Genomic DNA, 25,484 nt, shown 5'->3' on the forward strand with positions numbered 1-25,484 from the left:
AATATCGGGGAACGCTACGAACGCCGAATACCGTTGCTGCATCGAGGCGTCTAGAACCATTCCCGTTTGTTGAACACGTATATCTGCTCGAATTCGCTTTGGGACTTCACCAAGTACAGAATTCCCTCGATAAACGCGATGATGCCCATGACGGCGGCGGCCAAGCCGAAAGTGATCAAACCGCCCAGGATGGTTACGGCGAGCATGATGAACCCGGCGCTGTTGTACCCCAGATAGAACTTATGGATACCGAGCGATCCGAGGAAGATCGCCAAAAGGCCGGCTGCCACATGGTCCTTAGAGGCCACTACGGGAGCGTAAGGCTGCTGATAGTACTGCTGCTGCGGCGGAACGGCATCGTAGGGGTTCGGCGGCGTGCCGTACTGGTTGTACTGCGTGTTGTACCCGCTGTACGCATCCTGCTGGGGTTGCTGCCAGTAGTAACCGCCCTGCGCCTGCCCCGCTGCCTGCTGAGAATCGGCATACGGGTTGACGGGCTCCTGCGGAGAACCTGCGCCGCCCGGCGCAGGTGCAGGCTCCTGCCAAGCGGTTTGGGGTTGTTCGGCTGCGGGCGCATAGGGCACCCAGTTGGGATCTTGCGCAGACGCATCGGGTGCGGTGACGGGCTCCGCCTCGAGCTCGATCGTGCTGGCAGCCACGACCGTCGCCGACACGACCTCGGCCTCGGCCGGTTTGGCCGACTCGGGCGCCGCATCATCGGCAACGGCCTGGGCGGCAGCACTCGGCGCAGGCGCATTTTCGAGCGACGCTTTGGCCTTCGCCGCGTCAAGCTTTTCTTGCGCCGCCCTCAGCTCGGCTTCGGCGGCTGCTATCTCATCGGAAATCGATGGCTTTGCATCGTTGTCTTTGGTATCCATGACGGACCTCTCTCGATCGAATTGTTGCCACCATGATACCGAGCGGTATACAGGATAAGTTGTTCCGTCATAGTATCGTAAACCATGTTGCACGGCCGACACAGTGATTAACGCCAACGCGGTATTTCTTAAGGTATATGTGCGAATCCGATGCGCGTTTGCGAACGAAGGGCGCGCCGCGCCAAGATATCATTCGTCCTTGCCCTTGGATGCCTTGCCCACAACGTCCATGATCTTGTCTTTGAATGCGATGCCGAGCACGGCGATCACCGCAGCAACGACGAAAATAACGACGCTCTGCCAGATGCGGCCGTCGACCAGTCCATCCGCTGCATACGTCGATACGATCACGCCGGGTATTCGGCCTATGTTCGAGAGAACCACGAAATCCCTCATGCGCATGTCGGTAAGCGGAACGAGGTAGGTGAACACGTCTTTCGGAAGACCGGGAATCAGAAACAAGATGAACACGATCATGTTGAGCTTGCCCGACTTCTCGAACGAACGGAACTTTTCGAGGTACTTGGTGGGAACCATGCTCTGCACGAACGGCGCACCGAGCTTATGCACGAGCGCAAAGATAAACGCGCTCGATATGATGCAGCCGATCAGGATGATGAGCGCCCCGAACCACGGCCCGTAGAGCATGCCCGCAGCAACCTGGGTGACTTCGCCGGGAATAAACGCGACGACGATCTGCAAAAACTGTAGTCCGAGAAGAATGAACACCCCAACCGGGCCCGCATCGCGCACCTTGTCGATCACGCGCTCCACGCCACCTGGCTCGAAGAGCTCTTTGATGTAGGGGAAGATGAGCACGCAGACGAGCAGCATCACCAAGAAGAAGGCGATAAGCCCTGCGAATTTGATGATGTCGCCCTTCTCGAACGACTTGTTGCCGATTTTCACACGCTGATGCGACTTTTCGGCAAGCTCCTCTTTTTTCTCGTGAAGCTCTTCCCGCTTCTCGTGCACATCTTCTTTGATGGCGTGAATTTTGCCGGTGTTGCCGGTTGTTTTGCGTTCCGACGGCTCGTTGCTGCGTTTATGCGTCATAGACCCTTTTCTTTTCCAACTTCATCAGTCGTCGTGGCGTGCTTTGTCGTATTCCTCTTTGAAGGCGGAGAACATGCCTTTCGATTTCTTGATCTGCTTGCCGACCGCCTTGGCTCCCTGGTTGACGGCCTTTCCGATCTGCTCTCCAGCAGATTCGGTTTCCTCAACCTCGCCTTCGAGCGCAGCCTTCTTCTCGGCGGCGCCGCTCTCTTTTTGGAACTCTTCTTTGAAACCGACGAAGCCTTCCTTCGTCGCCCCGGCGCGCTCGCCTACAACTTTCGCTCCTTTGTTGACCGCCTCGCCGGTTTTCTTGACGGCCTTGCCCGCTTTATCGGCGGCAACCGCCGTTGCGGCACCCGCCTTCTCGGCAAGCCCCCCCTCGGCAACGATATCCTTCACTTCATCGGAAACCAGAATGGCACCGTACTCCGCGTTGTCGGTTTGCACGCCTTCTTTTCCGGTCTGGGCGATTTTGGCGCCTATGCCGCGTTTGAAGCCCGTGATAAGCTCCGCGGGGATCTCGCGCTTGCCCAGAAGCGCGTTCGACGTAGCGCCCGCGTCGGTTTCGACGCTTTCGACGGCACCCGTCTTGCGATCGAACACCACATTGCCGACAAAGCCGAATTCAGTGCCGTCTTCGGCGAGTATGGGCAGCCCGATCCACAAAACGCAATCGTCCCATTCGATCCCAAGCCGTTTGCAGGCGGCGCGATCGGTCGCTTCGGCCTCGAGCCTAATACAGATGCGGCCATCGATGAGGTCGTATCCGTCGATAGCGACGAATTTGTCCTTCCGACGAAACATCCACAGCAGATCGGGCCTCTTGACGATGAAGCCCACAACGCGCTTCTCCTTGGGATGAAACACGATACGGCGCACCTTTCCGATACGCCGCGTTCCCTTTTTGCCCCCGATCACTCGGGTGCCGATAACCTCGTTGGTTGTAATGGAGTTCTTAGCCATGCTTCAGTTTCCAAGGGCACCCGATCGCTCGGATGCCCTATTTTCTCGTGATCTGACAGGATCGTGAAAAGCCTGCGCGGTTCGCGCACCGCAAACCGCAGTGCGCGGCAAACCTCGCGTTTGGCTATTTGCCGTCTGCAGCGTCCTTCGCAGCATCGGCTGCATCGGAAACGGCGCCGGCAACCTTGTCGACGGTCTCTTCGGCTGCATCGGCCGCCTTGTCCTGCACCGGCTCGTCCGATTCGCTGCCTGAAATCTTGACAGCCACGGAATCGAGCGCGTCGTGCGCCTTCTCGGCAACGTTTTGCGCCGCATCGGCGGCTACGGGAATCTTCTCGCTAACCGCATCATGGGCGGCCTCGGCGTTCTTGGCAACCTGAGAAGCAATGCGCTGGCGTGCCGCTTCGATCTTCTCGCGAAGCTCGTCGTTCTTCTCGGAAAACACCGGCTTCACGTTGCTGGCGGCTTCCTGCACCTTAGACGACGCGTTGCTTACAACCTCCTGGCCCTTTGCGGCAACGTTCTGCGCCACTTCGGTGCCTTTGGCAGTTGCATCCTGGTAGAACTGCTGGACGTTCTCGGAAGCCTGGGCTCCGAATTCCTGAGCCTCGCCCCAAGCCGCACCGACCTTGTCGGATACCATCGCACGGGTCTCGGAACCGCTGCGGGGAGCATACAGGAGCGCTATGACCGCGCCGATCGCTCCGCCTGCGAGAAACGCTCCGAATCCTTTGTTACCCATAATTGCCTCCTTTGGGATTGCTTTCGATGAGCCACATTATAGGGCATCGCATCTGCAGGCCCCTTTAAAACATCCCTACCCCACGAAACAGTTGCCTAACCGTCACCGATGCGAATACGGCGGTTTTGCGCCCCGAACTTTTACGCGTACTGGCTGACCAAGCGGTCGAGAACACCTGAAAGGGAGAGACCCGCCGCCGCGCAAGCCGCGGGGAACAGCGAGAGCTCGGTCATGCCCGGAGAAACATTGGTCTCGATCACTCGCGCTTGAGCGCCATCCCAAATGACATCGATACGGCCCAGGTCGCGCAAATCGTAGGCGCGGTACACTTCAAGAGCCGCACGTTCGATTTCGGCGCGGATGGCCTGCGCCTGCGCTTCGTCGTGGGAGAGCGATTCAAGCCTGACGGGCGCATAGAAATCAACGGCATCGGCATCGAGGCGCGCTGCGGTATCGTACAATCCCGTCTTCGGCACGATCTCAACCGGGGGAAGCGCATGGGCATCCCACCCCTCGCCCAGAATCGATACGGCCATCTCCACGCCCTCGATCCACTGCTCGATAACCACATGTTCGTCGAAAGAGAGGGCGTCGAGTATCGCCTCGCCCAGATCTTCGATGCAATCAACGCGATGAACGCCCAAGGCCGACCCGCCATGAGCGGGCTTGACCGCCACGGGATAGCCGCCGATCACGCGCTCCTCGACCAAATCGAGCGCGGTTGCCGCTCCCATATCTTTGAACGCGTCGCGAGCGATGCTGATGCCCTGAGGCCATGACGCGATGGGGGCGTCGCCGGTAGCGGCACGGTAGGCCGCCATGGTCGTATGAAGCGAATCCTTGTTCCAGGTGCTTCGGCATACGCTTGCAGGCGAGCCGACGAAGGGGATGTCGAGAAACTCGAGCAGGCTTTGGATGGTGCCGTCTTCGCCGTGCTTGCCGTGCAGGGCGCTGTAAGCGACATCGGGGCGTTCGCTGCGCAGGGTCGGCACAAGATCGGACGTCGTATCGAGCGGCACAACCTTGTGGCCGGCCTCTTCGAGCGCATCGCAGACCTGCTTGCCGCTCGCCAAGGAGAATTCACGTTCGAACGAGCTTCCGCCCATCAAAACTGCTACCTTCATGCTGCTTCCTTATCGTCTCGTTTCGGCGCGCTGTCTGCAACGCCGGATCGGATATGCAAACGCACGCAGCTCGCCCGCCCTCAGGCTTACTGCGCTGCAGATTCCCGTTGTCCCTCTGCCTTGATGGCGCCCGCCTCGATGAACACCCGATACAGCTCGAGTTGATCTTCGATGACGGCGGCAAGGCGACGGATCGCCTCTTCAAGGTTATCCGGATCTTCGAAGCAGAAGGCGAGCCGCATGCAGTTCTGCCCCGCCGAAGCTCCGGGGAAAAAGCCATCGCCCGGCGTGTACGTCACGCCCTTTTCGAGTGCGACCGACAACATCGATCCCGTGTCGACGTACTCGGGCAGCGTCACCCATACGAAGAAACCGCCTTCCGGGTGGGTCCAGGTCGCCTCGGGCGGGAAATGCTTCTCAAGCGCAGCGAGCATGGCATCGCGCCGGGTCTTGTACGTTTCGACGAACTTCTGCAACGTCTTCTGCCAGGGGGTATCGGTGAAATAGTGTTCCACGACCACCTGGTTGAATGCGCTTCCGCACAGATCGGTGCCCTGCTTGACCAAGTTGAGCTTGGACAAAAAGCTCTTCGGGGCAACGACCCAGCCCGTCCTCAAGCCAGGCGCGAACACCTTCGATACGGTGCCGAGATAGACCACCTGGTCGTTCAAGGCCTTGAGCGGCTTGACATGTCCGCCGTCGTAGCGAAGGCGGCCGTACGGATCGTCTTCCACGACGAAGAAATCGTATTCCTCGGCAAGCTCGAGCAAACGCTGCCGCCGAGCAGGCGACATGGTGACGCCGCCCGGGTTCTGGAAATTCGGTATAGTGTAGAGGAACTTCGCCGCGCCCTTGCCGATTTTCTCAAGCTCGGCTTCGAGCAGATCCATCCTCATGCCCTCGCGATCGAAGGGAATGCAACGCACATCGGGCTCGTATGCGGAAAACGCCTGCAACGCACCCAGGTACGTCGGGCCCTCCGCCAAAATGATATCGCCCGGGTCTATGAACGCCTTGGCGATGAGATCGAGCGCCTCTTGGGCACCGCTCGTGATCATGACCTCTTCGGGCTTGCAGCGAACCCCCACATCGCGCATGAGATCGCAGAACACGCGCTTGGTTTCAACGCGGCCATCGGTCGATCCGTACTGCAGCGCGACGGCACGGTCGTCTTCGGCAGCTGCCTTCATGGCCTTTTTGATGGCGCTTGGCGGGAGCAGGGAGACGTCGGGCATGCCGCCCGAAAGCGAGATGATATCGGAGCGCGATGCAGCGGCGAACAGATCGCGCACAGCAGAAGTTCGCATCTTGTTGACGCGGTTGGCGACTTTGTCGGCCGTCTGATCGAATATGATATGCGCGGATGACATTGCTTTACTTTAGCATTGCGCCGTTGATTTTCTCGGCTGCATCACGAAAAGCCCGTAACGCGACCAAATCGTCGGTGAAACTCACCTGGACGGTCGCAAATCCCTGAGCTTCGTCGGTCCATTCCGTCGTTCCGACGAAGGTGGCATCGCTTCGGCCGCCCGCCCGAACCTGCATATCGATAACCAGATGCTCGAGCAGATGCGGAACCGACGTATGCCCGATGACGCAGCCGAAGGTGTCCCCCTCGTCGTTCACGCAGGCATGGCTCGCAAGGCTCGGATGATCCTCGCACATCGATGCAGCGAGCTTCGGCGTAGTATAGCGGCGTGCGGGATCGACCGAAACCTCGCAGACGATACGCCCCGGCTGCACCGTCAGCGCATCGATGCGAAGCGGCCGCGCGGCGTCCGTCACGGCGAAACGCCCCGATCGTTGAGCGAATCGAACAGCATGCCATCGTCTGCTGCAGGGTTCCCGCCTTCCGCATCGCCGCCCGAAGCGTCTCCGCTCGGCGCGTCGCCTGAGGCCGATCCGCCCGCATCCTCATCGCCGTCGCCCGCATCGGCGGCATCTCCCGTCGCATCCGGCAAGCCGTCAGGCGAACCCTCGCCCGCTTGTCCGTCTGCCGGTTTGTCGTCATCGGCATCGCCCCCCGCAGCGGCATCGCCTCCCGCAGCAGAGCCCGACGCCACCTTTTCGAATACGGTCGTAGGGAGGTCGGCTTCGCTCTCGGCGCCGATGTCGAGGCCGAAGAATCGCAGGAAATCCCTGACGACATCGGAGCTCCCTCCCTCGACGATCGTAAGAGTCTGGCGATCGCCCGAGAACCGGTACGTGCCCGAACCCGTTAGCTTGCCGAACGAGAATTCGATGGTTTTCGCACCCGTATCGAGCGCGTACTCGTAAGCAACCTCGTCGGTGAGATGCATCTGCTCGCCGTCGATCACGACGACCGCAGCCTGCCCGGAAGCCTGCCAGCTGCCCTGCACATCGGCCGCATCGTCGAAGCGGAACCATCGATCCCAGGAAAACGCTGCCAGAATCGCCACGATGGCGACAACGAGCAAGATTGCGGCAACGCGAAGCCACCGACGCTTCTTCGGTTGCTTCGCGTTGCTTTTGCGCCCCTTTCCCGCCGAAGACGCCTTCGAGCCTTTCGCTTTCGAGCCGCTCGTCTTCGCGCTTCGGGGTTCGCCCTTTACGCTTTTGCGCTTTGCCGTTTGTTTTGCAGCCACGTTCTTGGATCCGCCGGCCTTTACACCTTCTCGATGACTTCCACGCCGCCCATGTAGGGCACAAGCACATCGGGAACCTTGATGGAGCCGTCTGCCCGCTGGTAGTTCTCGATGATGGCAGCCATCGTGCGACCGACCGCGAGCCCGGAGCCGTTGAGCGTGTGCACGAAGCGCGATCCCTTGAAGTTTGCAGGGTCGCGGTACTTGATGTTCGCGCGCCGCGCCTGGAAATCGGTGCAGTTCGAGCACGAGGATATCTCCTTGTACCCGTTGTAGGAGGGCAGCCACACCTCCAGATCGTAAGTCTTCGCGGCGGAGAAGCCGATGTCTCCCGTACACAGCGAGATCACGCGATACGGCAGGCCCAGAAGCTGCAGGATGTTCTCGGCATCCTCGACCATCGCTTCGAGATCGTCGTAGCTTTCCTCGGGCTTGGCGTACTTGACCATCTCGACTTTATCGAACTGGTGCACGCGGATGAGGCCGCGCGTATCGCGCCCGGCACTGCCCGCCTCTTCGCGGAAGCACGGGGTGAACGCGCAGTACTTGAGCGGAAGCTGATCCGCTTCAAGCACTTCGCCGGAATGAATGTTGGTGAGCTGCACTTCGGCAGTGGGAATGAGATAGAGCCCCTCGGTCGTTTTGAACAGATCCTCTTCGAACTTCGGAAGTTGACCGGTACCCGTCAGCGTATCGGCGTTGGCCATCGCCGGGCACCACCACTCCTTGTACCCGCGGGAGGTGTGGGTATCGGCCATGAAGTTGATGAGCGCGCGTTCGAGACGGGCCCCAAGACCGCCGAGCAGAATGAAACGGCTTTTCGCAAGCTTCACCGCACGCTCGAAATCGATGATGCCCAATTCGGGGCCCAGATCCCAATGAGCCTTGTATTCGAAATCGAACTCGGTGGGAACGCCCCAGCGGCGAACTTCGGGGTTGTCGTTCTCGTCGGCGCCCACGGGCGTAGAATCGGCTGGCATGTTCGGCGTGGCGAGCAGCAGATCGTTCAGGGCGCCTTCGGTGGCCTCGCGCTTTTCGGAAAGAGCGGCGATCTTCTCGTTGATGGCGCGTACCTGGTCTTTGGCAGCTTCCGCCTCGTCCTTCTTGCCCTGCGCCATCATCTGGCCGATGGCTTTCGAGGCGGCATTGCGCTCCGCCTGCAGCGCCTCCTCTTCGGTGATGACCGCGCGGCGCGCCTCGTCGAGTTCGGAGAAACGCGAGGAATCCCATGAAGCGTTGCGGTTCTTCATCGCGGTGGCGACTGCCTCTTGGTTTTCTCGGACAAATCGAATGTCTAGCATACGACTGCGCTCCTCACGTCTCGATCGTTCTTTGTAGCCGGTTTCGCCCTAGTATAGCGCAGACGAATTATCGGCGGGGTGCGTTTTCTCCAGACGCATCCCGCGCACGGCCGATCTGCTCGGATATGGTTGCCAGCACCTGGGCCATGTCGATCGGCTTCGAAAGATGAGCGTTCATCCCGCAGCGCAACGATTCCTCCACATCCTCCATGAACGCGTTGGCCGACATGGCGATGATCGGCACCGTGGCGGCATCTTCGCGCTCGAGGGCCCGGATCGTCCGCGCGACCTCGTAGCCGTTCATGATGGGCATCTGGATATCCATAAGCACGACACCGTAGAAGCCCGGTTCGGAAGCTTCGAACAGCTCGCAAGCGCGCTCGCCGTTTTCCGCCCAGTCGACTTCGAGCCCGGCATCGGCAAGCAGCTCTTTGGCGATCTCGGCATTGAGATCGTTGTCCTCGGCAAGCAGAACGCGCAATCCGACGAGCTTGCTGCTTTCGCTCTCATCCAGCGCAACGCGTGTGCAAGGCAGCTTGGAAGCGGGCGCATCGGCCACAAGCAGGTTCTTCTCGTCTTCGGTCGCGCGCAGCAGCGTGATCGAAACCGTAAACGTAGTCCCCCGCTCGAGCTCGCTTTCGACTCGGATATCGCCGTTGAGCATCGTGACGATGTTCTTCACGATGGGCATGCCGAGCCCTGTACCCTGCACCGAAGATCGACCCTCCATGACAAACGGCTCGAACAGGTGCTCGATGTACTCCTCGCTCATGCCGATGCCATCGTCGGCGACGACGAACGTCACGTGGGTGTATTTCTTCACGTTGCTCGGCTTCTCCGACACCTCGAAGCTGATATGTCCGCCCGCCGGCGTGTATTTCGAAGCGTTGACCAGCAGGTTCAAAAGCATTTGGCGAAGCCTGACCTGATCGCCCACAAACGCATCGGCATCGATGCCGTACCGTTTGAGCGTGAGCGTTTGGTTTTTCGCATCGCATTGTCCCTTGATGCCGGCGGCCACGCGCTCGATCACGTCGGAAAGGCTGAACACCTCGCTTGCAAGGATCATCTTCCCGCTTTCGATCTTGGATATGTCGAGCACGTCGTTGATGATGGTGAGCAGATGGTCGGAAGCAAGATCGATCTTGTCGAGGCTTTCCCTGAGCCGCTCCGCGTCATCGAGGTTCTTGCGGGCGATCTGAGCCATGCCGACGATGGCGTTCATAGGCGTTCTGATCTCGTGGCTCATATTCGATAGGAAATCCGATTTCGCCTTGTTCGCCGTTTCGGCGGCAACCATCGCATCGCTCATCGAAACCTGCAGCGTCTTCTCGTCAGTCACATCCCGAAACACCACGAGCAGTTGCGGCTTGCCCTCGTATTCGAATGGCGTAACCGAATAGAACACCCAGCTCGGCCGTCCGCTCCATGGTTCCCTAAACGCGAACTCCCCCTGCTCGAGGCTCTCGATTTCCCCATGCCGTATGCGATCGAGCAGTTCGCGGCCCTCGTCCGAAAGCGCGATTTCGTCGGAAACGCTGCTTTTGCCCATGATGTCCGCCATGGGGAAGCCGAAGATTTCGCGCGCCTTGGCTACGATGGGCGTGACGACCGCATCGTCGGGCGAATACATGTTCACCGCCATATCGAGGCTTTCCGAAAGAGCTCCGTACAGGCGGGTTTTCATTTCGACGCCGCGTTCCTGCATGCGCTTGCGGTAGAACAGGTAGGACACGACGAGAACGATGAGCAGACATGTGATGGCTAGGGCGAAAACAACCTGGAAGGCAGCCATGACGGCGCTTCCCTCCGCACGCACGTTCTCGACGGGGATGACGTTGCATACGAACCAGTTGCCCGCATAGACGGGCGCAACGCACACGTAGCTTTCTTTCCCGTCGATCACGCCGGTGAACAGATCGCAGCGCTCGTCTGCAACCGCGCGCTGCAGCAGCGCGATGTAGTTCTTTTCCTGCGCGTACTGATCGTTGCGGAACAGCGTATCCTTGCCGCCAGCCGTCTGCTGCGACTCGTAGAGGAAATCGTAGATCAGCGTATCGGTCGTTATGGGAACCCGGGTTTCCTCGGTCGGAGGAACGATGATCTCCTGAGTTTCGCCATCGAACAGGATGAAGTAGCCGCGTCCATCGAACATATCGAGGCTGCGCTCCATCGAAAACATGCTGCTCGGAATCTCGACGTAAAGGGCTCCGACGAGAACCCCGTCGATGTAGAGGGGGTTCTGGGCGAGCTTGCCGCGCTGCCCCCCGCCCAGATCGTAGTTGGCCGAATACGAAGGCTTCTCAAGCGAGAGGGCCGTTTCGGCCATCTTGAGATCGCCGACCTCGAACGGCGCGCCGTCGGAATAGACCCCGATGCCGTCGACGCCCGCAAACGCAACGGATGCGAAGCCGAACCGGTTCTTGAATTCCTCCATCACAGGCCGCACCCGTTCGGGATCGGCGGTTTCGATGCCGAAGGCGCCAATCGCGTTCTGCACTGCAGTCATGCGATCGCTCACGTTGCTCGCCGCCTGCTCGGTAAACGTCGTGACCTGCTGCTCGGCCCCCTGGCGAAGCTTCTGGTCGATATGAGCAAGCAAGCTTACCGAGGCGGCGAGAACGGCCAGCACGACGACAACCGAAACGATAACGAACAAAACATAGTTGCTATGCTGTTTTCTCTTTCGTGGCCGCACGCTCTCTACTCCCGCTCATCATTCGACGGCCGCCCATAAACCAAACGGAGGATTTATGATGCCACGCCATACCCACTCTTGATCGGGCATAGTATACTCTACTAAAATATAGTTCTATGCGAATGGGCTCGTTCGATGACAATTTGTTGATCAGCCCTTATATAAATCGGAAAGGCACTCATGGATCTCGGAGAACTCTATCATTTCTTGTTTGAGACCGTCCCGGGCATCGGCGTGCTCGTCTTGGCCGGCTTGGTGCTGAGCATTATTGCAAGCGTCATCATGGAGCGGAGAACGCGCAAGCGGTTCACGAACCACGAGCCCACCGAAGACGACTGGTCGTTCTTCGATGACGATGATGAGGACGAGGACGAAGAGTCCAAATAGCGAACAACCCGTCGATAACGAATCGGTAGCACCTGCGCCGTTTTTTCTTCGCGCGCGATATCGTGTTACCTGTTACCCGTAGATGCCGCGTTGCGCAAGCACGCGATGACCCGAAGAAGGCGATGACCCGATGTCACTCCAAGACCTGCACCTCTACAAGCGCGAAGGCGACTACATTCCCCGCATCGCCGCCGTCCACGATCTGTGCGGCTACGGCAAGTGCTCGCTCGGCGTGGCCATCCCCGTTCTTTCCGCAGCGGGTTGCGATGTATGCCCCGTGCCGACCGGACTGTTCTCCTCCCATACGGCATACCCCGGCTGGTACATGCACGATACCACCGATATGCTCCCAGATTACCTGGCCGCCTGGAAAAACATCGGCGTCGAGATCGACGCGGTGTATTCGGGTTTCCTCGGAGCGCCCGAGCAGGTCGATCGCATCCGCGATCTGTACAACATGTACCCGAACGCTCTGCGCGTAGTCGATCCCGTCATGGCCGATCACGGCAAGGTCTACCCCACCTACACGCCCGAGCTCTGCGACGCGATGGCCGAGCTTGCCTGCGGAGCCGACATCCTTACGCCGAACCTCACCGAAGCGTCCATCATCCTCGGAGAGGACTGGCCGGGCACCGATATCGACGATGACACCGCCAAACGCATGATCGAGGGGCTGCTTGCAAAGGGAGCCAAGAACGTCGTGCTCAAGGGCATCCAGCGCGAGGGCGAAACCTGCATCCGCAACTTCGTCGCAGGCGAGAACTGCGAGCTGTTCGAGGCGAAGAACGAATACCTCCCCTACATGCTCCACGGTACGGGCGATCTGTACTGCTCGTGTTTGCTCGCCGCCATCATGGCAGGCAAGAGCTTGCAGGAGGCCGTCGCATTTGCGGGCGACTTCGTTCACGACGCGATGATCGTCTCGAGCAAGCAGCCCGATTTCAAGGAGCGCGGCGTGAGCTTCGAGCTTATCATCGGCAAGATCGCGGATCTGCTGAGGTAGCGGACCACGATTCTTTTTCGCACGCAGCAGGTTCTTCCCCGCACGCAGCGTCTCCCAATTTCATATCGGCGTCGAGGAGCTCCATTGACATGGCGCTCACCCGTGGCTACGTTGCGGGAAAGACTGCGCAGCGTTAATGATCTCGCGGGTGCGAGGAAGCAAGAACGAATGTCCGCGATCCGAGCAAGGGCTCGCATGAGAGAACCGACCGCGCCACGCCCCTATTCTTCCCACTCTCCCCATTCATCCGGGCGAATGGGAACGCCGAACGCGCAAGCGACAACCGCCACAACGCCTGCCCCGATCGTCGGGATAAGCAGTTGCAAGTCAGGCATCCAAGAAACCATGCCCGAAGCAAACCATGCGCCCAGGCACAGCGCAGCTATCATGAGAGTGCAGGCGAGCGCCGCACCGATGCCCGCGGAAAGCCGCGTCTGCCTCCGGCACAAAAGCGCTAGAATCGCAGCCGCCCCCATCCAGCCTGCCAGCACGCACCACGTAAGCGGTTGCTGTAGGAGAACGAGCATGTTGTGCTGCACGTCAAGCGAGCCGAAATCCCAAAACGCAAGCGCATTCCAACCCGCAAGGCTGTTCGAGCCGAAACCGGCAAGCACGATGCTCAGCGCGAACGCGAACGCCGCAGTGGCAATCGCCTCCCTCACCGAAAGGAAGAATCCCGCAACGAGCGGCGATATCGGATTGAATCCGAACGAGCCGAACAGAACTGGAGCAAGCGCCGCATTGGGTCCCTCGTCGCTCAACCGACCCACGAAGAACCACCATGCGTACGCAAGGACGATCATCAGAATGCCCACGACGAACGCTTCTTGGAACAGCAGCGCAACGGAAAGAGACAGAAGCGAAAGCAACGCTCCCAGGTGCGGCTTCAGCACCCCGGCCAGCACGAAGAGCGCGGACAGACCCCAGAACACCGGGCTCGCCCAGCCGCCTGCCGCCGAAATGTTGGAAAGCGACACGAAGCTCAACAGCCCCACGCCAAGCGCCGCCCAAATGCGGACGAGAACCGACTGCATCCTGCCCGTGCCGATTCGATCGAAGAGGCTGATGCGCTCGACGACCTCCTCCTCGTCTTCGGGTTCTTCCACAGCTTGGCCGACGAGCATTGCAAGCTCCTTGTGCCCGCGTGCGGAATTGCCGAAGAAACGGCTCATCTCTTCCGAGAAGTCCTCGACGTTGTCGTAGCGCTCCTCGCGATCAGGGTCGAGCGCGTAGAACAGCACGTCGTCAGCCTCCGCATCGAGCCCGTCGTAGCAAAGCGATGGAAGCAGCAGCTCGGCATCTTCGATTGCGGCTTCCGCCTTCGAGAGGTCGGGGGCAAGAAACGGGTTTTTGCCCGTCAGCATCTCGTAGGTAAGGCTCGCAAGCGCCCATTCGTCGCATCGGGCATCGAGCGCTTCCTGCCTCATCTGTTCGAGCGGCATGTAGCCGATCGTACCGCCGCCCGCCGTGCCGAACCCCGTTGCATCGGAGAGCGTGGCAAGACCGAAATCGGTCACTTTCACCTGCCCCTGGTGATTGATGAGCACGTTATCGGGCTTGATATCGAGGTGGAGCACCTGGTTATCGTGGGCAACTTCAAGCGCGTGGGCGATCGACGAGAAGATGGCTGCTATCGCATCGAGCGACAGCTCGTCGCCGTGCTGGCGCAGCAGGTTCGTCAACGTCATTCCGTCGACGTATTCCATGATGAGGTACGCCGTCGCATTGCGAACCTCGAAATCGTAGACTCCCACGATGTTGGGGTCGGAAAGCATCGCAGCGGTGCGCGCCTCGTCGAGGCCGGGCAGGTTTTCAAGGGAGACGGCCGGGACGGCACGGGGGTCGCTGCGTTCGTGCGGATCACTATCTCGGTACGATCCGTCGCTCCCGTACGGATTTCCGTAAATGGCCTGCACTTCTACCTGCAGAGCCCGAAACGCTTGGCTCTCGTCAAGCTGGATGCACTTGATGGCAACGCGACGCTGGATGCGCGTGTCCCAGGCAACCTGGACCGTGCCGAATCCGCCCGATCCCGCCTGCGCGATCGGCCTGTATCGATTGAGTATGAGCTGTTCGTTTGCCATGCGCCTTCCGTGCTGCAATTGTACCGGGTTCAGAAAGCTTCTCGTTCATGGGTTGTGCTGCGCTTATGATAGCGCATTCGGATGGGGGATGCATCTAAGCGAGAACGTGAGCGGCCAGTTGTATCGTTTGCCTATTGAACAAATTTGCTCAATAGGAGGTTCGATGGTCCAATACGAAAGAAATAACGGGCTCCAGCAAAGAAGCCAACCAGGCGCTCGTGCAGAAAAGAGGCACCTGGGTGCAGATATTTGCGGTTTTGCGTTCCCGCGAGCGCCCCCGGGCGCTGCGATTCTCGCCCCAAGTAAAAGCGAGTATCGGTAAGATCATAGGGGCACCAGTTCACGGAATCGCCGCATTGCGGCACGATAAACACTGACGCCGAACCCGAGAATCCAAGCATGCAAAACCGCAAAAACCTGCACCCAGCTCGGGGTTTTTCTCACGAGGCGGACCGCGCGCAAGAAGGACCGCCTGAGTGCGGGCTCTTGCGGTTCGGGCGCTGGAACCGCCGTTCGCATCGGGCTTCCGGCCCGCCTTGCGCCCAGTAGAAGGCGCGTAGCTCGCGCCAGCGCCCCGATCCAGCGCTATGGGCGACCCGTCGGGAAAGAGCGGGCGCACGCTTCCCCCTCGGCGCTCGAACCGCAGATTCCCGCACCCGGCCCCGGCGTTTTCTGCGCGGAGCACGGCGCATCGCCGCCGCACCGAAACCTGGGCAAGCAAAAGCGGGCCGCAAATCCATGCAACCCGCTTTATTGCCCGGAGGCAATTCACTTTGTTCGACGAGCCGTCCTTCTCGGAGCTCCATTCCGAGCCCAGCGAACGCCCCGTTAGGCCCGACCGTCGGCTTCCTCCGCATCGGCCTCTTCCGCATCGGCGCGGCTCGCGCGAGCATCGGAGCCCCTCTTCTTGAAAAAGCTGTAGATCCATTTCCAGTGAACGACCACGTGAACGAGAAGAAGCGCGAGCAGCGCCTTGGCCGCTATCGCGTGCAGCGGGTCCCAGAAGTAGTAGCCGTCGGCGTACAAGCCGAACGCGGGCAGCACCGCGCCCGAGATCAGCAGCCCCGACACGGTCACGACCATGAAGGCGGCCAGGATGAGCGCGTCGAGCGCGAGGTTCGCGACGCGCGCGGGCGCGGGAGAGCTGAGAGCCGTGCGCACGGTGTCGGCGACCCAGCCGGCGTGCTGGACGGCGTGGACGAAGAACACAACGAACACGCCTATCCCGAGCCACTCGTGCACGGCGACGCCCGTCAGCGCGGGGGTCGCGGCCGCGAGGTAGACGGCCAGGGCGACGGCGTCGACGGCGAAGAGCCTCTTCCTGTCCATCTACCTCACCTTCTTCACGAGCAGCACGAGGCCGACGACGAGCGCCGTGGGCGCGAGCAGCCACAGGTTGAGGCTGGCGTCGGAGGGGCTGCAGTAGCGCTCCGTCAGGGTGTCCCACGCGTGGCACTCCACGCTCGCGCAGGCCGCCTCGGGGCACTCCATCTCGTGGACGCCGTCGGGCTCGGGCACGTCTCCGAAGCCGTGGCACTGTCCCGACGCGCACGAGGTCGCGGGGCACGGGGAGTCCTCGGCTACCGCCTGCGGGAGCCCCACCGAGGGGTCGGCGAGCATGCCTGCGCCGAACACGCAGGCGCCGACGACGAGGAACGCCGCGAGGGTTATGAGGGTCTTCTTTACCATGACGAATCCTTAAAGAGAGCCCGGGGCCGTCCCCCGCGCAGCAGCGGCGGGAGGAAGCGGCCCCGGGCGGGGTTCCCTAGTGCGAGTTCTCCGCAGGCTTCAAGGGCAGGAACTTGAGGCCGAGGAGCAGGATGAGAGCGCCGAGGCCGAACACGCCGAGCGCGATCCCGAACTCGATCGGGGTCGGCCAGTAGACCATGCCCTGGTAGGCGCCCGCCATGCCGGCGGTCCAGTCGGTCACGGAGTACTGGGTCATGACGCCCGGCATGTCGAGGTTCGGGATCTGGAAGCCGCCGACCAGGAGCTGGACGCGCTTGCAGAAGATGCCCACGATGGCGAGCAGGCTCGCGACCACGAGCAGCGGGTTGGTGCGCAACCTCGGCACGAAGCAGACCGCGGCGGCGAGCGCGCATCCGATTATCTCGACCCAGAAGAACGGGGCGAGCGGGCCGGACACGAGCATGTCCACGACCTCGGCGCCGCTGCCGCCCGGGAAGGCGGAGGTCAGGAGGTCGCAGCCGAAGAAGTACAGGTCGACCATGACGAACGCGCCGAGCATCTTCGCCATCTTGACGACGTTCTCCTGCGCGAGCTCCATGTAGCCCGCACGGCGCAGCGCCACGACCACGATCAGCACAAGCGCGGTGCCGCACACGAGCGCGGAGGTCACGAACCACGGAGCCAGGAGCGCCGTGTACCAGAACTCGTGAGCCTGCTGCAGCCCGAAGATCCACGCCGTCACGCTGTGCACGAGCACGGCGCACACGAGCGCGATCACGCTGACGATGCGCAGCGCCTTCTCCGAGATCTTGCCCGCCTCGGAGCGAAGCGTCGCCCAGAGGTAGACGATCGAGAGGATCAGGTAGATCGCGATGACGGCGATGTCCCACATCAGCGGCGAGCCGAGGTTCGAGTAGGCGAACAGCTCCCACAAACGCAACGGCTGGCCGAGGTCGACGACCACGAAGCCGATGGCGAGCACCGTGCAGCAGATCGAGGTCCAGACCGCGACCTTCGAGATGCCGCCGAAGCCCTTCATGCCGAAGGCGCGGGGCACCGACGAGATGATGAGGCCGCCCGCGGACAGACCCACGAGGAACATGAAGCAGGTGATATAGAGGCCCCACGAATCGAAGTTGCGCATGCCGCTCTGGGCGAGGCCGCCGGTGAGCTGGACTCCCCAGAGGACGAGGCCCGCGACGGTCACGGCAGCCGCGACGACGATGGCGATGTTGAGACCCTTGCCCCCGAATTTGGCAGCAGGAGCCGATGACGGCGACGCCGTCTGGTTGTTCTCAGACATTTCTTCCTCCCTTTCTGCTTAAACGAGGTAGTAAACGGACGGATTGGTGCCGCGCTCGTCGAGCAGCTTCGTGTACTCGCGCTCGCGGATGAGCTTGGACACCTCGGAGTTCGGATCGTCGAAATCCCCGAAGTAGCGCACGCGGGCGGGGCAAGGCTCGACGCAAGCGGGCTCGAGGCCCTTTGCCAGCCTGTGCCAGCACATCGTGCACTTCTCGACCACATGCTTCTGATGCACGGGGACATCGGCGTCGCCCATAGCCTGGCCGATGGCGTAGCTCGGCTCTTCCCAGTTGAACGAGCGCACGCCCGTGTAGGGGCAGGCCGACATGCACATGCGGCAGCCGATGCACTTGTCGTAGTCCTGACGCACAGCGCCCGTATCGGGATCCTGGTAGGTGGCACCCACGGGGCATACCTTCACGCATGCGGGGTTGTCGCAGTGCTGGCACCCCACGGCGATGTTGGCCATGGTGAGGTTGGGATACGTGCCCGCAGGCGTGTCCATGTTCTCCCCGCCCTCGGTGAGGATGCGGTTCCACCAGATGCCGTCAGGCAGGTTGTTTTCCACTTTGCACGCTACTGCGCACGCATGGCAGGCAATGCAGGACTTTTTATCGATGACAAAACCAAGACGTGTCATTATTCGTCACTCCCTTCCCATACGCGAACGTCGCAGAGCACATCCATGAAGTTGTTGTTTACCGCAAACACGTCGAACTCGGTGGAGCTCAAAAGCGACCAGCCGCCCGATTTGTGCTGGTTGAGCTGCCAACCCTTGGGATAAAGCAGCGTGCCGGGACGGATAGCCTCGGAGAACACCGCCTTAGCCACAGCGGTGCCCCGGTCGTTGAAGCACTCGACATAGCTGCCGTCGACGATGCCGCGCGCCTCGGCGTCTGCGGGGTTGATCTTCACGAAGGGCTCGGGATCGATTTCGCGCAGAAGCGGCGTGTTGAACCACTGCGAATGGACGCGGTAGCGCGGACGCTCGCTCATGAGGACCAGCGGATACTTCGAGTACAGTTCGTTTTCCGGCCACGCCTCCAACGGCGGGAACCAATGGGGCATGCGGTCGCGCTCGATCTCCTCGGGAGTCGGCGTCTTGGTCGTAGCCGCACGCACCACGGGCATCTCGCGGTAAAACTCGAAGCGACCCGACGCGGTTCCGAACGCGCCGTCCTTGTAAGCGATATGCGGATCGGTTTCGGCATCGCCGGGAATGAAGCGCACCTGCTTCTTCTCGCGCAGGGTCTTCATGTCCATGCCGAGAGCGGTGCCGACCTGAGTGTTGAACACCTCGTCGAGAATCTCCGCATTGCTCAGCGTGAAGTATTTTCCAAGCCCCAGCTTTTCGGCAAGTTCGGAGACAATCTGGGTGTCGGGCTTGCTTTCGTACAAGGGGTCGATGGCCTTCTCGTTGTAGTTCAGCGAAGAACACTGTCCTGCGTTCGCCACTTCCTCAAGCTCGAACCACTGCGCGATGGGCAGTACCATGTCGGCGTAGCGTGCAGAGTCGGTCATCGCCGAATCGGCTACGACAACGTATTCCATCGCAGGAATGATAACGTCGGTCCAAGCGCAGGTGTCAGTATGGGTGTTCAACGGATTCGCCGAATACATCCACAGCATCTTTATGTCGGCCTTCTTGCCGCCGAACTGACCCTGCTCCACAACGTTTTTCAAGTCGACACTGGGGATTGTGAAGCCCGTACTCGCAGCGCCTTCTGGCGTGCCGTAGGTGGAGCCGACGCCCATATGGACGCCCCAGAACGCACCGTACGAGGCACCTGGCTTGCCCAGATTGCCCAGAAGGGCACAGAGCGTAAGGCCGGCCATGGTGGTGTGCGCACCATTGTTGTACGCCTGCGGACCGTATCCCTCGTAGTGGTACACCGGCGTATCCATGCAGATGTCGGCAAGCTCGTAGATATCCTCGACGGAAACCTCGGTCAACTTGGAAACTTCCTCGGGAGAATGCGAAAGGATCTCTTCTTTCAGCAGTTCGTAGGCGGTGCGGCATTTCACACCATCGAGCTCGTAGGTGCCCTCGAGATCGGGGGCGACGACCCCGGTCACCTCAACTAGCTCGCCGCCGACCAGCACCATGTACGGATCGAGCATGATCTCCTCGCCCGTCGTGGGGTTCACCTCGCCGGTCGCAGTGGGCTCGATGCCGGTATCACTGCGGCGCACAAACATGCCCGTGTCGCTGCGAACCAGGAACGGGGCAACCGTATGCTGCTGCAAGTACTCCACATCCTGCGCTTCCTTCTCAAGAACGATGTTCATGAGAGCGTACTTCAACAGCGTGTCACTGCCGGGGCGAATGGGGATCCACTTGTCGGCCTTAGACGCAATCTGCGTGAAAACAGGGTCGACGACCACCAGCTTGGTGCCGCCCTGCATGGCCTCCTTGACCAGATGCCAGTTCTGCACCTGAGCATCGGTGATGTTCGCGCCCCACACCACGATGGTGTTCGCGTTCTTAGCGTCAGTGGGCTCGTTGCCCTCCCACATCTGCAAGCCCATCAGGGGGCTGATATAGAGACCGGCTACCGCCTGCATTCCGTAGTAGCTGCCCATGTCCAGGCAAGGGCCGATGTTGCTGGCGTTCAGAAGAGCCTGAAGGCGACCGTATGCGCCAGTGATGCCAGCAGCTTGATTGCCCGAAGCAGTGAGGAACGCCACGGCGCTCTCGCCGTACTGGCTCTGGATGGCTTTGATTTTGTCGGCGATCTCGGTGAGAGCCTCGTCCCAGCTCACACGCTCCCACTGACCAGCGCCGCGCTCGGTGCCTTCGGCGCGGCGCATGGGGTACTGCACGCGATCGGGGTCGTAGATCCTATGAACATGGGAAAGGCCGCGCTGGCAGATGCGGTCGTAGCACTTCTCGTTGTACTCCGCGCGAGAGGTCTTCGTCACTCTGCCGTCGCGAACGTGGACGTTGACATGGCAAAAGCCGAAGCAGTTCGGGCGGCACACACCGCGGAAAATCTGCTCGCCTTCCGCTTCGACCTGTCCAGCGCTGTAGGTTTCCGCTAACGCCGTGAGCGAAGACGCACCCCCGACAACGGTGGCCGCTCCTGCGACAACTGCGGTGGTTTTGAGAAAGCTTCTACGAGTAAGTCCGCCGTACGGACTGTTCGCTCCTGACATTTCTCCTCCTCAAAGATTGTGTCAGGATATCTTCTGTTGGACTGTCCAGCGAAAACCCAATTCTTCGAGCTCCCCCGCGCGCAATCCTTCAGGATATCCCCCTGATACTCCTCTTAAGAATTGGCCAAATCCTTGTGCTGTCACCTTATCGCAATCTATTGCGACAATCAATATGACAGATTATCCCACTTTGAGGATAAATAAAGGATAAAACGCCCGCACTCTCCGGACGACTCCGCCGCACAAGCGGCTGTGACTCACACCTTGCGATGCGCGAGCCGCGCCTTGACCATCGCGAGGATATCGTCCTCGTTGAGCCCCGCATGGGAGCACGCGTTGATCATGTCGTCGATCAGAAGCTCGACGGGGCTGTCGGTCGCGCGGGCCGCGCCGATGTCGTTGCGCTCCGCCACGAATGTGCCGCGCCCTTTTCGCGTGGTGATGTAGCCCTCGCGCTCGAGATCCATGTACGCGCGGTTCACGGTGTTGTAGCTGATGTCGAGATCGACTGCCAGAGCACGCACGGTAGGCAGGCGGTCACCTGCTTTGTATTCGCCCGACCCGATCAGATAGGCAATGCGGTTCTTTACCTGTATCCAAACGGGAAGACCGGTGCTGTAGTCAAGTTCGAATGATTCAAGTGGACTCATGAGGGCAGTCTTTCGATGAAGTGATTGGCATGCATGATAGCAGACCTTTCACTTGCACAAAGATTATCCACGGGGACTACGCGCAGGCGCACCCTGCTTCTCCCCCGCCTCCCCGATAAAACCGTCGCTCAGAGCGCTCGGTACGGTGACGACGGTGCCACTCGACTTCTTCACCGTTTCGTACTGCATGAGCATAGTGCGCAGCTTCAGCGCCGCATCGGGATCGCCGTATACCTCGGCAGCCTCGGAGAGCATCTCCGCCAGATCGCGCTCCACGCCGACCACGGCCATACGGGCGTTCTTCTCGCGGTCCGCCTGCGCCTCGAGCGACATAACCTCCTGCAGCTCATCGGGGATGACAATGTCGCGCACCTTCACCGATATGATGTCGACGCCCCAGCTGGCAGCCTCTTTCTCGATGTCTTCCTTGATTTCCAGATCAAGCTGGTCACGGCGCAGAGCCACCTCGGCGACCGTCGAACGGCCCACCGCCTCACGCATGGCGGTCTGCGCGAGGAATGATACGGCGGCGTAGTAGTCCTCGACTTCGGTGCAAGCCTTCTCCGCATCCCACACCACCCAGAATAGCACGGCATCAATGTTCACGGGGACGAGATCGGCCGCGAGAGTCTTTTCCGCATAGAAGGGTGTGGCGATGATGCGCTGGTCGACGCGGATGGTGCCATGCTCGATGATGGGAATGGTGAAGTACAGACCGGGCCCCACAACGCGGTTCAGCTTGCCGAAGCGAAGTACTACCACCTTTTCCCAGCTGAGAGCAATGTGGGTCGAAGAAAGCACGAGCACTGCAATAAGCAACATGGCTATGAGCGCCCCAACGCCAATGCCCCCCGTCGCAACGAAAGCCACGCCGAGCACGATCGCGCACGTGGCCACGAATACAGCGATGCTGAAGATGATCGCACCGTTTCGCGACGATTTACGGGGAACGTACGAGGTAGCCGCTCTGGCCTCGGCCTCCTTATCGCGAACGTCATAGGGTGCGTCCTTCATCATGCGGGGGTTGCGTCGTCCCATGGTTACAGCCTTTCGTTTATCGGGAAGCTAATCCAAAGAAGAGCTCGGGCATTTGGGTCACATCGTACGAGGCGGTTCCGACGATGCAGTATCTTAATACGAATCCGCCTGCAAGGAGGAACGCGCTGATCCAGAGAAGCTGGGTACGGTAGTTGCCGTGGGTCACGAACCGCTCGAGCGCAAGCGGCACCGCCAATCCGCCCACAACAAGCCCCGCCCAGAACAGCCAACGCATATCGCCTGCGATAAGGGACTCGGCTGCAAGCCTCGTTCCCTCGCCGGCCATGCCCCAAGCCAAAAGCCCTACGAGGCAGACGGCCTCGAACGCAATGGCAACGCTGTCGACGCGGCAAAGCCACACGATGGGCTTGACGAACGCGTAGCGCGCTTCGACGAACGAGGTGGCTAACAGCACCAGCGCGATACCGCAGGAAAGCGATGAGAGTACGAACACGGCGGGGAGCAGGGGAGTCTGCCAAAACAGAATCGACGCCATACTTTGCAGCAGGACGCCCGTATAGGTCATGGTCGCAATTCCCGACGCTACGGAAACAACTCCAAGGACGATGATAGCCAAAGGCGGGATGTGCGGAGTCTCGAACAAAGCCAACAGCGCGAACGCGCCCGAGCAGACAAGCGAGCACACCAGGGCATAGGCACCAACGGTAATGGCAGAGGGGGTCGGCGTTGCGAGCAAATTGATGATCCTGTCAGGTCTGCCCAAATCAGCGAAAAGGCACAGCATGCCCGTTGCAAGCACGATGAAGCAGATTGACCAGCTTCGGGTGAAAAAATCGTCGGGCAGCGTAAAGGCCTGCCGCATGCGAACGCGGCGGTCTGGCGAAGAGGCCGCGCAGATCTCGTAGCCGAATCGGGACCGGGCGTTCGCGCACTCAAGCGCCCCCATGACGGTAAGCGCTCCCGCGCCCGCTCCACCCAAAAAAAGGTAGCATATTATGAGCGTGTTGAACATGCAGTCCGGAGTTCCAATCCCCTGATGAGGAAGCCTCCGGTGATTCCACCCAAAGCCTCCGCCCACCTGTTGCCTTCGCAATGCAACTCGACAGAGCATTATAGCAGCATCGCAGAGCGTTGCGGGCGCAGGCGCGAAGCAAGAAGAGCTCGATTCCGAAGCCCGGCGGGAGAACGTCCTAGTCGAGAAGCTTCTCGATATCCGCTTCGAGTTTTTCGGGTGCATAGGCCGGGGCGTAGCGAGCAACCGGATTGCCTTCGCGATCGATCAGGAATTTGCCGAAGTTCCACGTGATATCGCCCTTCTTGGAAAACGGCAGGAGCGCCTTAACCTTCTTAGCGAAGGATTTCGCTTCCTCATCGGCATGCTCGTCGGGGAGCTGCTCCTTGAGCCAAGCGAACAGAGGCTCGGCATCTTTGCCGTTCACATCGACTTTGGCAAACCGTGGAAACGTGGTGCCATAGTTGAGCGTGCAGAAATCGCTGATCTCCTCATCGGTGCCGGGAGCCTGCTTGAGGAACTGATTCGACGGAAAGTCGAGGATTTCGAACCCGCGATCGCGGTACTTTTCGTAGATCGCTTCGAGCTGCTCGTACTGCGGCGTGAGTCCGCACTTCGTCGCCGTATTCACGATGAGCAGCACTTTTCCATCGTATTGGGAGAGGTCTTCGGCATCGCCCTTGGATCCTTTTACGGTAAAGTCATGTACGTTCATGATCGTTCTCCTTCTGGTTCGAACGAGCTATATGTTTTCTTGCCACCAACATAACCGCTTTGACGCAATCCGTCCTGTTTTGTTGCCCGCTCGAAACCGGAAGGGCATACGGGTGCATAAAACAGCTTGTTTACCGCCTGCTTGCACGAGCGAAACGAATGCCCGTATCCAATGCCACAGCTCTCTTCGCTCGATATACTCTTACTATCTTACCTATCTGAAGCGCCCCTGGGACGCCTCGAGCACAGCACGAAGGAGTCGATAACCATGGCAGAGAACCAAAGGCCCGCCAACACCGTACGAGGAGTCGTCGTATCCTGCATCATCGCAGCCGCCGTCATCGCAATCCTCATTTTCACGATTTCGCTCACCAAACCGCCAACCTCCCACGCCACCCCGTTCGATTCGCACGGATTCGATTACTTCGCCCTTCAGGAGGCCGCTTCGGCGAAAAACGCCGAACATTCCGAGCTGATACGGCAGGAAGCAAGCGAATCCGCTCAAAAGACAGGCAGCATCGACTGGAAAACCGAACAGAGATCAACTCCGGCTGCGCGAGATCGCGTAAGCACCGATCTGTTCGTGTTCGACCTGCCGTCGTACTGGAGCAATCGCGTGAACATCGTCTACGGCGACGATGGAAGCGCTTCGGTTTACGCAAACGGCTTTCCCGAAGCGAGCCTCGTAACCATGAAGATAGTAGATGCCTCCTCCCCTGCCATCGAAAGCAGCACCGAGGCAAGCTCCACAACCCCTGCGGCAGAAGACAATCCCGATACGGCTCTGGTGTTCAGCAAGGAACTCGGCAACGGAAAACGTGCAGAACTCTGGATGACGAACTTCGCATGGATCGTCTTCGATATCAACCTGCCCGAAGCGACACCTGAGGGCTGGCATGCAGACCTGCTCGACGAATCCGTTGCCGATGAGCTAATCGACCTGCAAACCCTCGGGACCGTTCCCGCCGAGAAGATCATCCAGCCCGCCCAGGCCGACGGCACGCAGTTCGAAACCCAAGTCGACTGGGAAAACGCCGTCAGCGAGATCATTCCCACGATCGAAGTGAAATAAGACGCCCTGTCGCTGGAGGCGCACGCCGTTGTGAAGGCCGAATAG

23 protein-coding genes are annotated in these 25,484 nt (G+C 60.2%); 3 read left to right on the forward strand and 20 right to left on the reverse strand.

Translation table 11 applies throughout. The features are described 5' to 3' along the window. Positions 1-50 precede the first annotated feature (50 nt). From C1719_RS14090 to C1719_RS14135, 10 genes are all read right to left on the reverse strand, one after another. Entirely contained in the window at positions 51-878 is an 828-nt protein-coding gene (locus C1719_RS14090) for a TM2 domain-containing protein (RefSeq protein WP_102375677.1), read from the reverse strand. A 189-nt stretch (positions 879-1,067) separates the two neighbouring features. Further along, the gene (locus C1719_RS14095; RefSeq protein WP_102375678.1) at positions 1,068-1,934 is read right to left on the reverse strand and encodes a TVP38/TMEM64 family protein; all 867 of its coding nucleotides are present in this window, start codon (positions 1,932-1,934) and stop codon (positions 1,068-1,070) included. Positions 1,935-1,958: 24 nt separating this feature from the next. Beyond that, positions 1,959-2,897 (reverse strand): PRC-barrel domain-containing protein, encoded by a 939-nt coding sequence (locus C1719_RS14100; protein ID WP_102375679.1) that lies wholly within the window; start codon positions 2,895-2,897, stop codon positions 1,959-1,961. Positions 2,898-3,021: 124 nt separating this feature from the next. After that, positions 3,022-3,639, reverse strand: a complete 618-nt coding sequence (locus C1719_RS14105; protein ID WP_102375680.1) for a YtxH domain-containing protein — start codon at positions 3,637-3,639, stop codon at positions 3,022-3,024. 140 nt (positions 3,640-3,779) lie between these two features. After that, a complete protein-coding gene (locus C1719_RS14110; protein ID WP_102375681.1) occupies positions 3,780-4,763 on the reverse strand; it encodes a D-alanine--D-alanine ligase family protein in 984 nt (327 codons plus the stop codon). An 86-nt stretch (positions 4,764-4,849) separates the two neighbouring features. Further along, entirely contained in the window at positions 4,850-6,133 is a 1,284-nt protein-coding gene (locus C1719_RS14115) for an aminotransferase-like domain-containing protein (protein ID WP_102375682.1), read from the reverse strand. A 4-nt stretch (positions 6,134-6,137) separates the two neighbouring features. Beyond that, the gene (locus C1719_RS14120; RefSeq protein ID WP_102375683.1) at positions 6,138-6,548 is read right to left on the reverse strand and encodes a cyanophycin synthetase family protein; all 411 of its coding nucleotides are present in this window, start codon (positions 6,546-6,548) and stop codon (positions 6,138-6,140) included. Beyond that, positions 6,545-7,369, reverse strand: coding sequence for a hypothetical protein (locus tag C1719_RS14125; RefSeq protein ID WP_102375684.1), 825 nt, complete (start codon positions 7,367-7,369; stop codon positions 6,545-6,547). The genes C1719_RS14120 and C1719_RS14125 overlap by 4 nt, the downstream gene beginning before the upstream one ends. 20 nt (positions 7,370-7,389) lie before the next feature. Beyond that, entirely contained in the window at positions 7,390-8,670 is a 1,281-nt protein-coding gene (gene serS / locus C1719_RS14130) for a serine--tRNA ligase (protein WP_102375685.1), read from the reverse strand. A 67-nt stretch (positions 8,671-8,737) separates the two neighbouring features. Continuing rightward, a complete protein-coding gene (locus C1719_RS14135; RefSeq protein WP_102375686.1) occupies positions 8,738-11,329 on the reverse strand; it encodes an ATP-binding response regulator in 2,592 nt (863 codons plus the stop codon). A gap of 219 nt (positions 11,330-11,548) precedes the next feature. Here C1719_RS14135 and C1719_RS14140 point away from each other — a divergent pair, with 219 nt between their 5' ends. After that, positions 11,549-11,755: a DUF6724 family protein gene (locus C1719_RS14140; protein WP_102375687.1), complete on the forward strand. Its 207-nt coding sequence runs from the start codon at positions 11,549-11,551 to the stop codon at positions 11,753-11,755. Positions 11,756-11,885: 130 nt separating this feature from the next. Continuing rightward, complete coding sequence (locus C1719_RS14145; protein WP_102375688.1) at positions 11,886-12,758, forward strand: PfkB family carbohydrate kinase; 873 nt, start codon at positions 11,886-11,888, stop codon at positions 12,756-12,758. A 221-nt stretch (positions 12,759-12,979) separates the two neighbouring features. On the opposite strand, the gene C1719_RS14150 is transcribed toward C1719_RS14145, so the two are convergent. The 10 genes from C1719_RS14150 to C1719_RS14195 all read right to left on the reverse strand — a co-directional run bounded on the left by C1719_RS14150 (position 12,980) and on the right by C1719_RS14195 (position 24,368). Beyond that, the gene (locus C1719_RS14150) at positions 12,980-14,842 is read right to left on the reverse strand and encodes a serine/threonine-protein kinase (RefSeq protein ID WP_102375689.1); all 1,863 of its coding nucleotides are present in this window, start codon (positions 14,840-14,842) and stop codon (positions 12,980-12,982) included. An 828-nt stretch (positions 14,843-15,670) separates the two neighbouring features. Next, on the reverse strand, positions 15,671-16,171 hold the full coding sequence (locus C1719_RS14155; protein WP_102375690.1) for a DUF4405 domain-containing protein: 501 nt from the start codon (positions 16,169-16,171) through the stop codon (positions 15,671-15,673). Continuing rightward, complete coding sequence (locus C1719_RS14160; protein ID WP_102375691.1) at positions 16,172-16,531, reverse strand: hypothetical protein; 360 nt, start codon at positions 16,529-16,531, stop codon at positions 16,172-16,174. It abuts the gene before it with no gap. 76 nt (positions 16,532-16,607) lie between these two features. Next, entirely contained in the window at positions 16,608-17,834 is a 1,227-nt protein-coding gene (gene nrfD, locus C1719_RS14165; protein ID WP_102375692.1) for an NrfD/PsrC family molybdoenzyme membrane anchor subunit, read from the reverse strand. 18 nt (positions 17,835-17,852) lie between these two features. Beyond that, positions 17,853-18,476, reverse strand: a complete 624-nt coding sequence (locus C1719_RS14170; RefSeq protein ID WP_180963634.1) for a 4Fe-4S dicluster domain-containing protein — start codon at positions 18,474-18,476, stop codon at positions 17,853-17,855. Then, a complete protein-coding gene (locus C1719_RS14175; protein ID WP_102375694.1) occupies positions 18,476-20,992 on the reverse strand; it encodes a molybdopterin-containing oxidoreductase family protein in 2,517 nt (838 codons plus the stop codon). The genes C1719_RS14170 and C1719_RS14175 overlap by 1 nt, the downstream gene beginning before the upstream one ends. A gap of 257 nt (positions 20,993-21,249) precedes the next feature. Next, positions 21,250-21,642: a GntR family transcriptional regulator gene (locus C1719_RS14180; RefSeq protein ID WP_102375695.1), complete on the reverse strand. Its 393-nt coding sequence runs from the start codon at positions 21,640-21,642 to the stop codon at positions 21,250-21,252. 63 nt (positions 21,643-21,705) lie between these two features. Continuing rightward, entirely contained in the window at positions 21,706-22,680 is a 975-nt protein-coding gene (locus tag C1719_RS14185; protein ID WP_245874553.1) for a slipin family protein, read from the reverse strand. A gap of 16 nt (positions 22,681-22,696) precedes the next feature. Next, positions 22,697-23,653: an NrfD/PsrC family molybdoenzyme membrane anchor subunit gene (gene nrfD, locus C1719_RS14190; RefSeq protein ID WP_102375696.1), complete on the reverse strand. Its 957-nt coding sequence runs from the start codon at positions 23,651-23,653 to the stop codon at positions 22,697-22,699. Between the two features lie 178 nt (positions 23,654-23,831). After that, positions 23,832-24,368, reverse strand: coding sequence for a glutathione peroxidase (locus tag C1719_RS14195; RefSeq protein ID WP_102375697.1), 537 nt, complete (start codon positions 24,366-24,368; stop codon positions 23,832-23,834). Between the two features lie 267 nt (positions 24,369-24,635). On the opposite strand from C1719_RS14195, the gene C1719_RS14200 reads away from it, so the two are divergent. Then, complete coding sequence (locus C1719_RS14200; RefSeq protein WP_102375698.1) at positions 24,636-25,439, forward strand: hypothetical protein; 804 nt, start codon at positions 24,636-24,638, stop codon at positions 25,437-25,439. Positions 25,440-25,484 lie beyond the last annotated feature (45 nt).

This window comes from Raoultibacter massiliensis, assembly GCF_900199545.1.
Classification (GTDB): Bacteria; Actinomycetota; Coriobacteriia; order Coriobacteriales; family Eggerthellaceae; genus Raoultibacter; species Raoultibacter massiliensis.

Bases quoted from the DNA above. Each gene is read 5' to 3' on its own strand.
- C1719_RS14090 (WP_102375677.1), bottom strand. From the start codon at position 878: ATGGATACCAAAGACAACGATGCAAAGCCATCGATTTCCGATGAGATA.
- C1719_RS14095 (WP_102375678.1), bottom strand. From the start codon at position 1,934: ATGACGCATAAACGCAGCAACGAGCCGTCGGAACGCAAAACAACCGGC.
- C1719_RS14100 (WP_102375679.1), bottom strand. From the start codon at position 2,897: ATGGCTAAGAACTCCATTACAACCAACGAGGTTATCGGCACCCGAGTG.
- C1719_RS14105 (WP_102375680.1), bottom strand. From the start codon at position 3,639: ATGGGTAACAAAGGATTCGGAGCGTTTCTCGCAGGCGGAGCGATCGGC.
- C1719_RS14110 (WP_102375681.1), bottom strand. From the start codon at position 4,763: ATGAAGGTAGCAGTTTTGATGGGCGGAAGCTCGTTCGAACGTGAATTC.
- C1719_RS14115 (WP_102375682.1), bottom strand. From the start codon at position 6,133: ATGTCATCCGCGCATATCATATTCGATCAGACGGCCGACAAAGTCGCC.
- serS (WP_102375685.1), bottom strand. From the start codon at position 8,670: ATGCTAGACATTCGATTTGTCCGAGAAAACCAAGAGGCAGTCGCCACC.
- C1719_RS14140 (WP_102375687.1), top strand. From the start codon at position 11,549: ATGGATCTCGGAGAACTCTATCATTTCTTGTTTGAGACCGTCCCGGGC.
- C1719_RS14145 (WP_102375688.1), top strand. From the start codon at position 11,886: ATGTCACTCCAAGACCTGCACCTCTACAAGCGCGAAGGCGACTACATT.
- C1719_RS14150 (WP_102375689.1), bottom strand. From the start codon at position 14,842: ATGGCAAACGAACAGCTCATACTCAATCGATACAGGCCGATCGCGCAG.
- C1719_RS14155 (WP_102375690.1), bottom strand. From the start codon at position 16,171: ATGGACAGGAAGAGGCTCTTCGCCGTCGACGCCGTCGCCCTGGCCGTC.
- C1719_RS14160 (WP_102375691.1), bottom strand. From the start codon at position 16,531: ATGGTAAAGAAGACCCTCATAACCCTCGCGGCGTTCCTCGTCGTCGGC.
- nrfD (WP_102375692.1), bottom strand. From the start codon at position 17,834: ATGTCTGAGAACAACCAGACGGCGTCGCCGTCATCGGCTCCTGCTGCC.
- C1719_RS14170 (WP_180963634.1), bottom strand. From the start codon at position 18,476: ATGACACGTCTTGGTTTTGTCATCGATAAAAAGTCCTGCATTGCCTGC.
- C1719_RS14175 (WP_102375694.1), bottom strand. From the start codon at position 20,992: ATGTCAGGAGCGAACAGTCCGTACGGCGGACTTACTCGTAGAAGCTTT.
- C1719_RS14180 (WP_102375695.1), bottom strand. From the start codon at position 21,642: ATGAGTCCACTTGAATCATTCGAACTTGACTACAGCACCGGTCTTCCC.
- C1719_RS14185 (WP_245874553.1), bottom strand. From the start codon at position 22,680: ATGGGACGACGCAACCCCCGCATGATGAAGGACGCACCCTATGACGTT.
- nrfD (WP_102375696.1), bottom strand. From the start codon at position 23,653: ATGTTCAACACGCTCATAATATGCTACCTTTTTTTGGGTGGAGCGGGC.
- C1719_RS14195 (WP_102375697.1), bottom strand. From the start codon at position 24,368: ATGAACGTACATGACTTTACCGTAAAAGGATCCAAGGGCGATGCCGAA.
- C1719_RS14200 (WP_102375698.1), top strand. From the start codon at position 24,636: ATGGCAGAGAACCAAAGGCCCGCCAACACCGTACGAGGAGTCGTCGTA.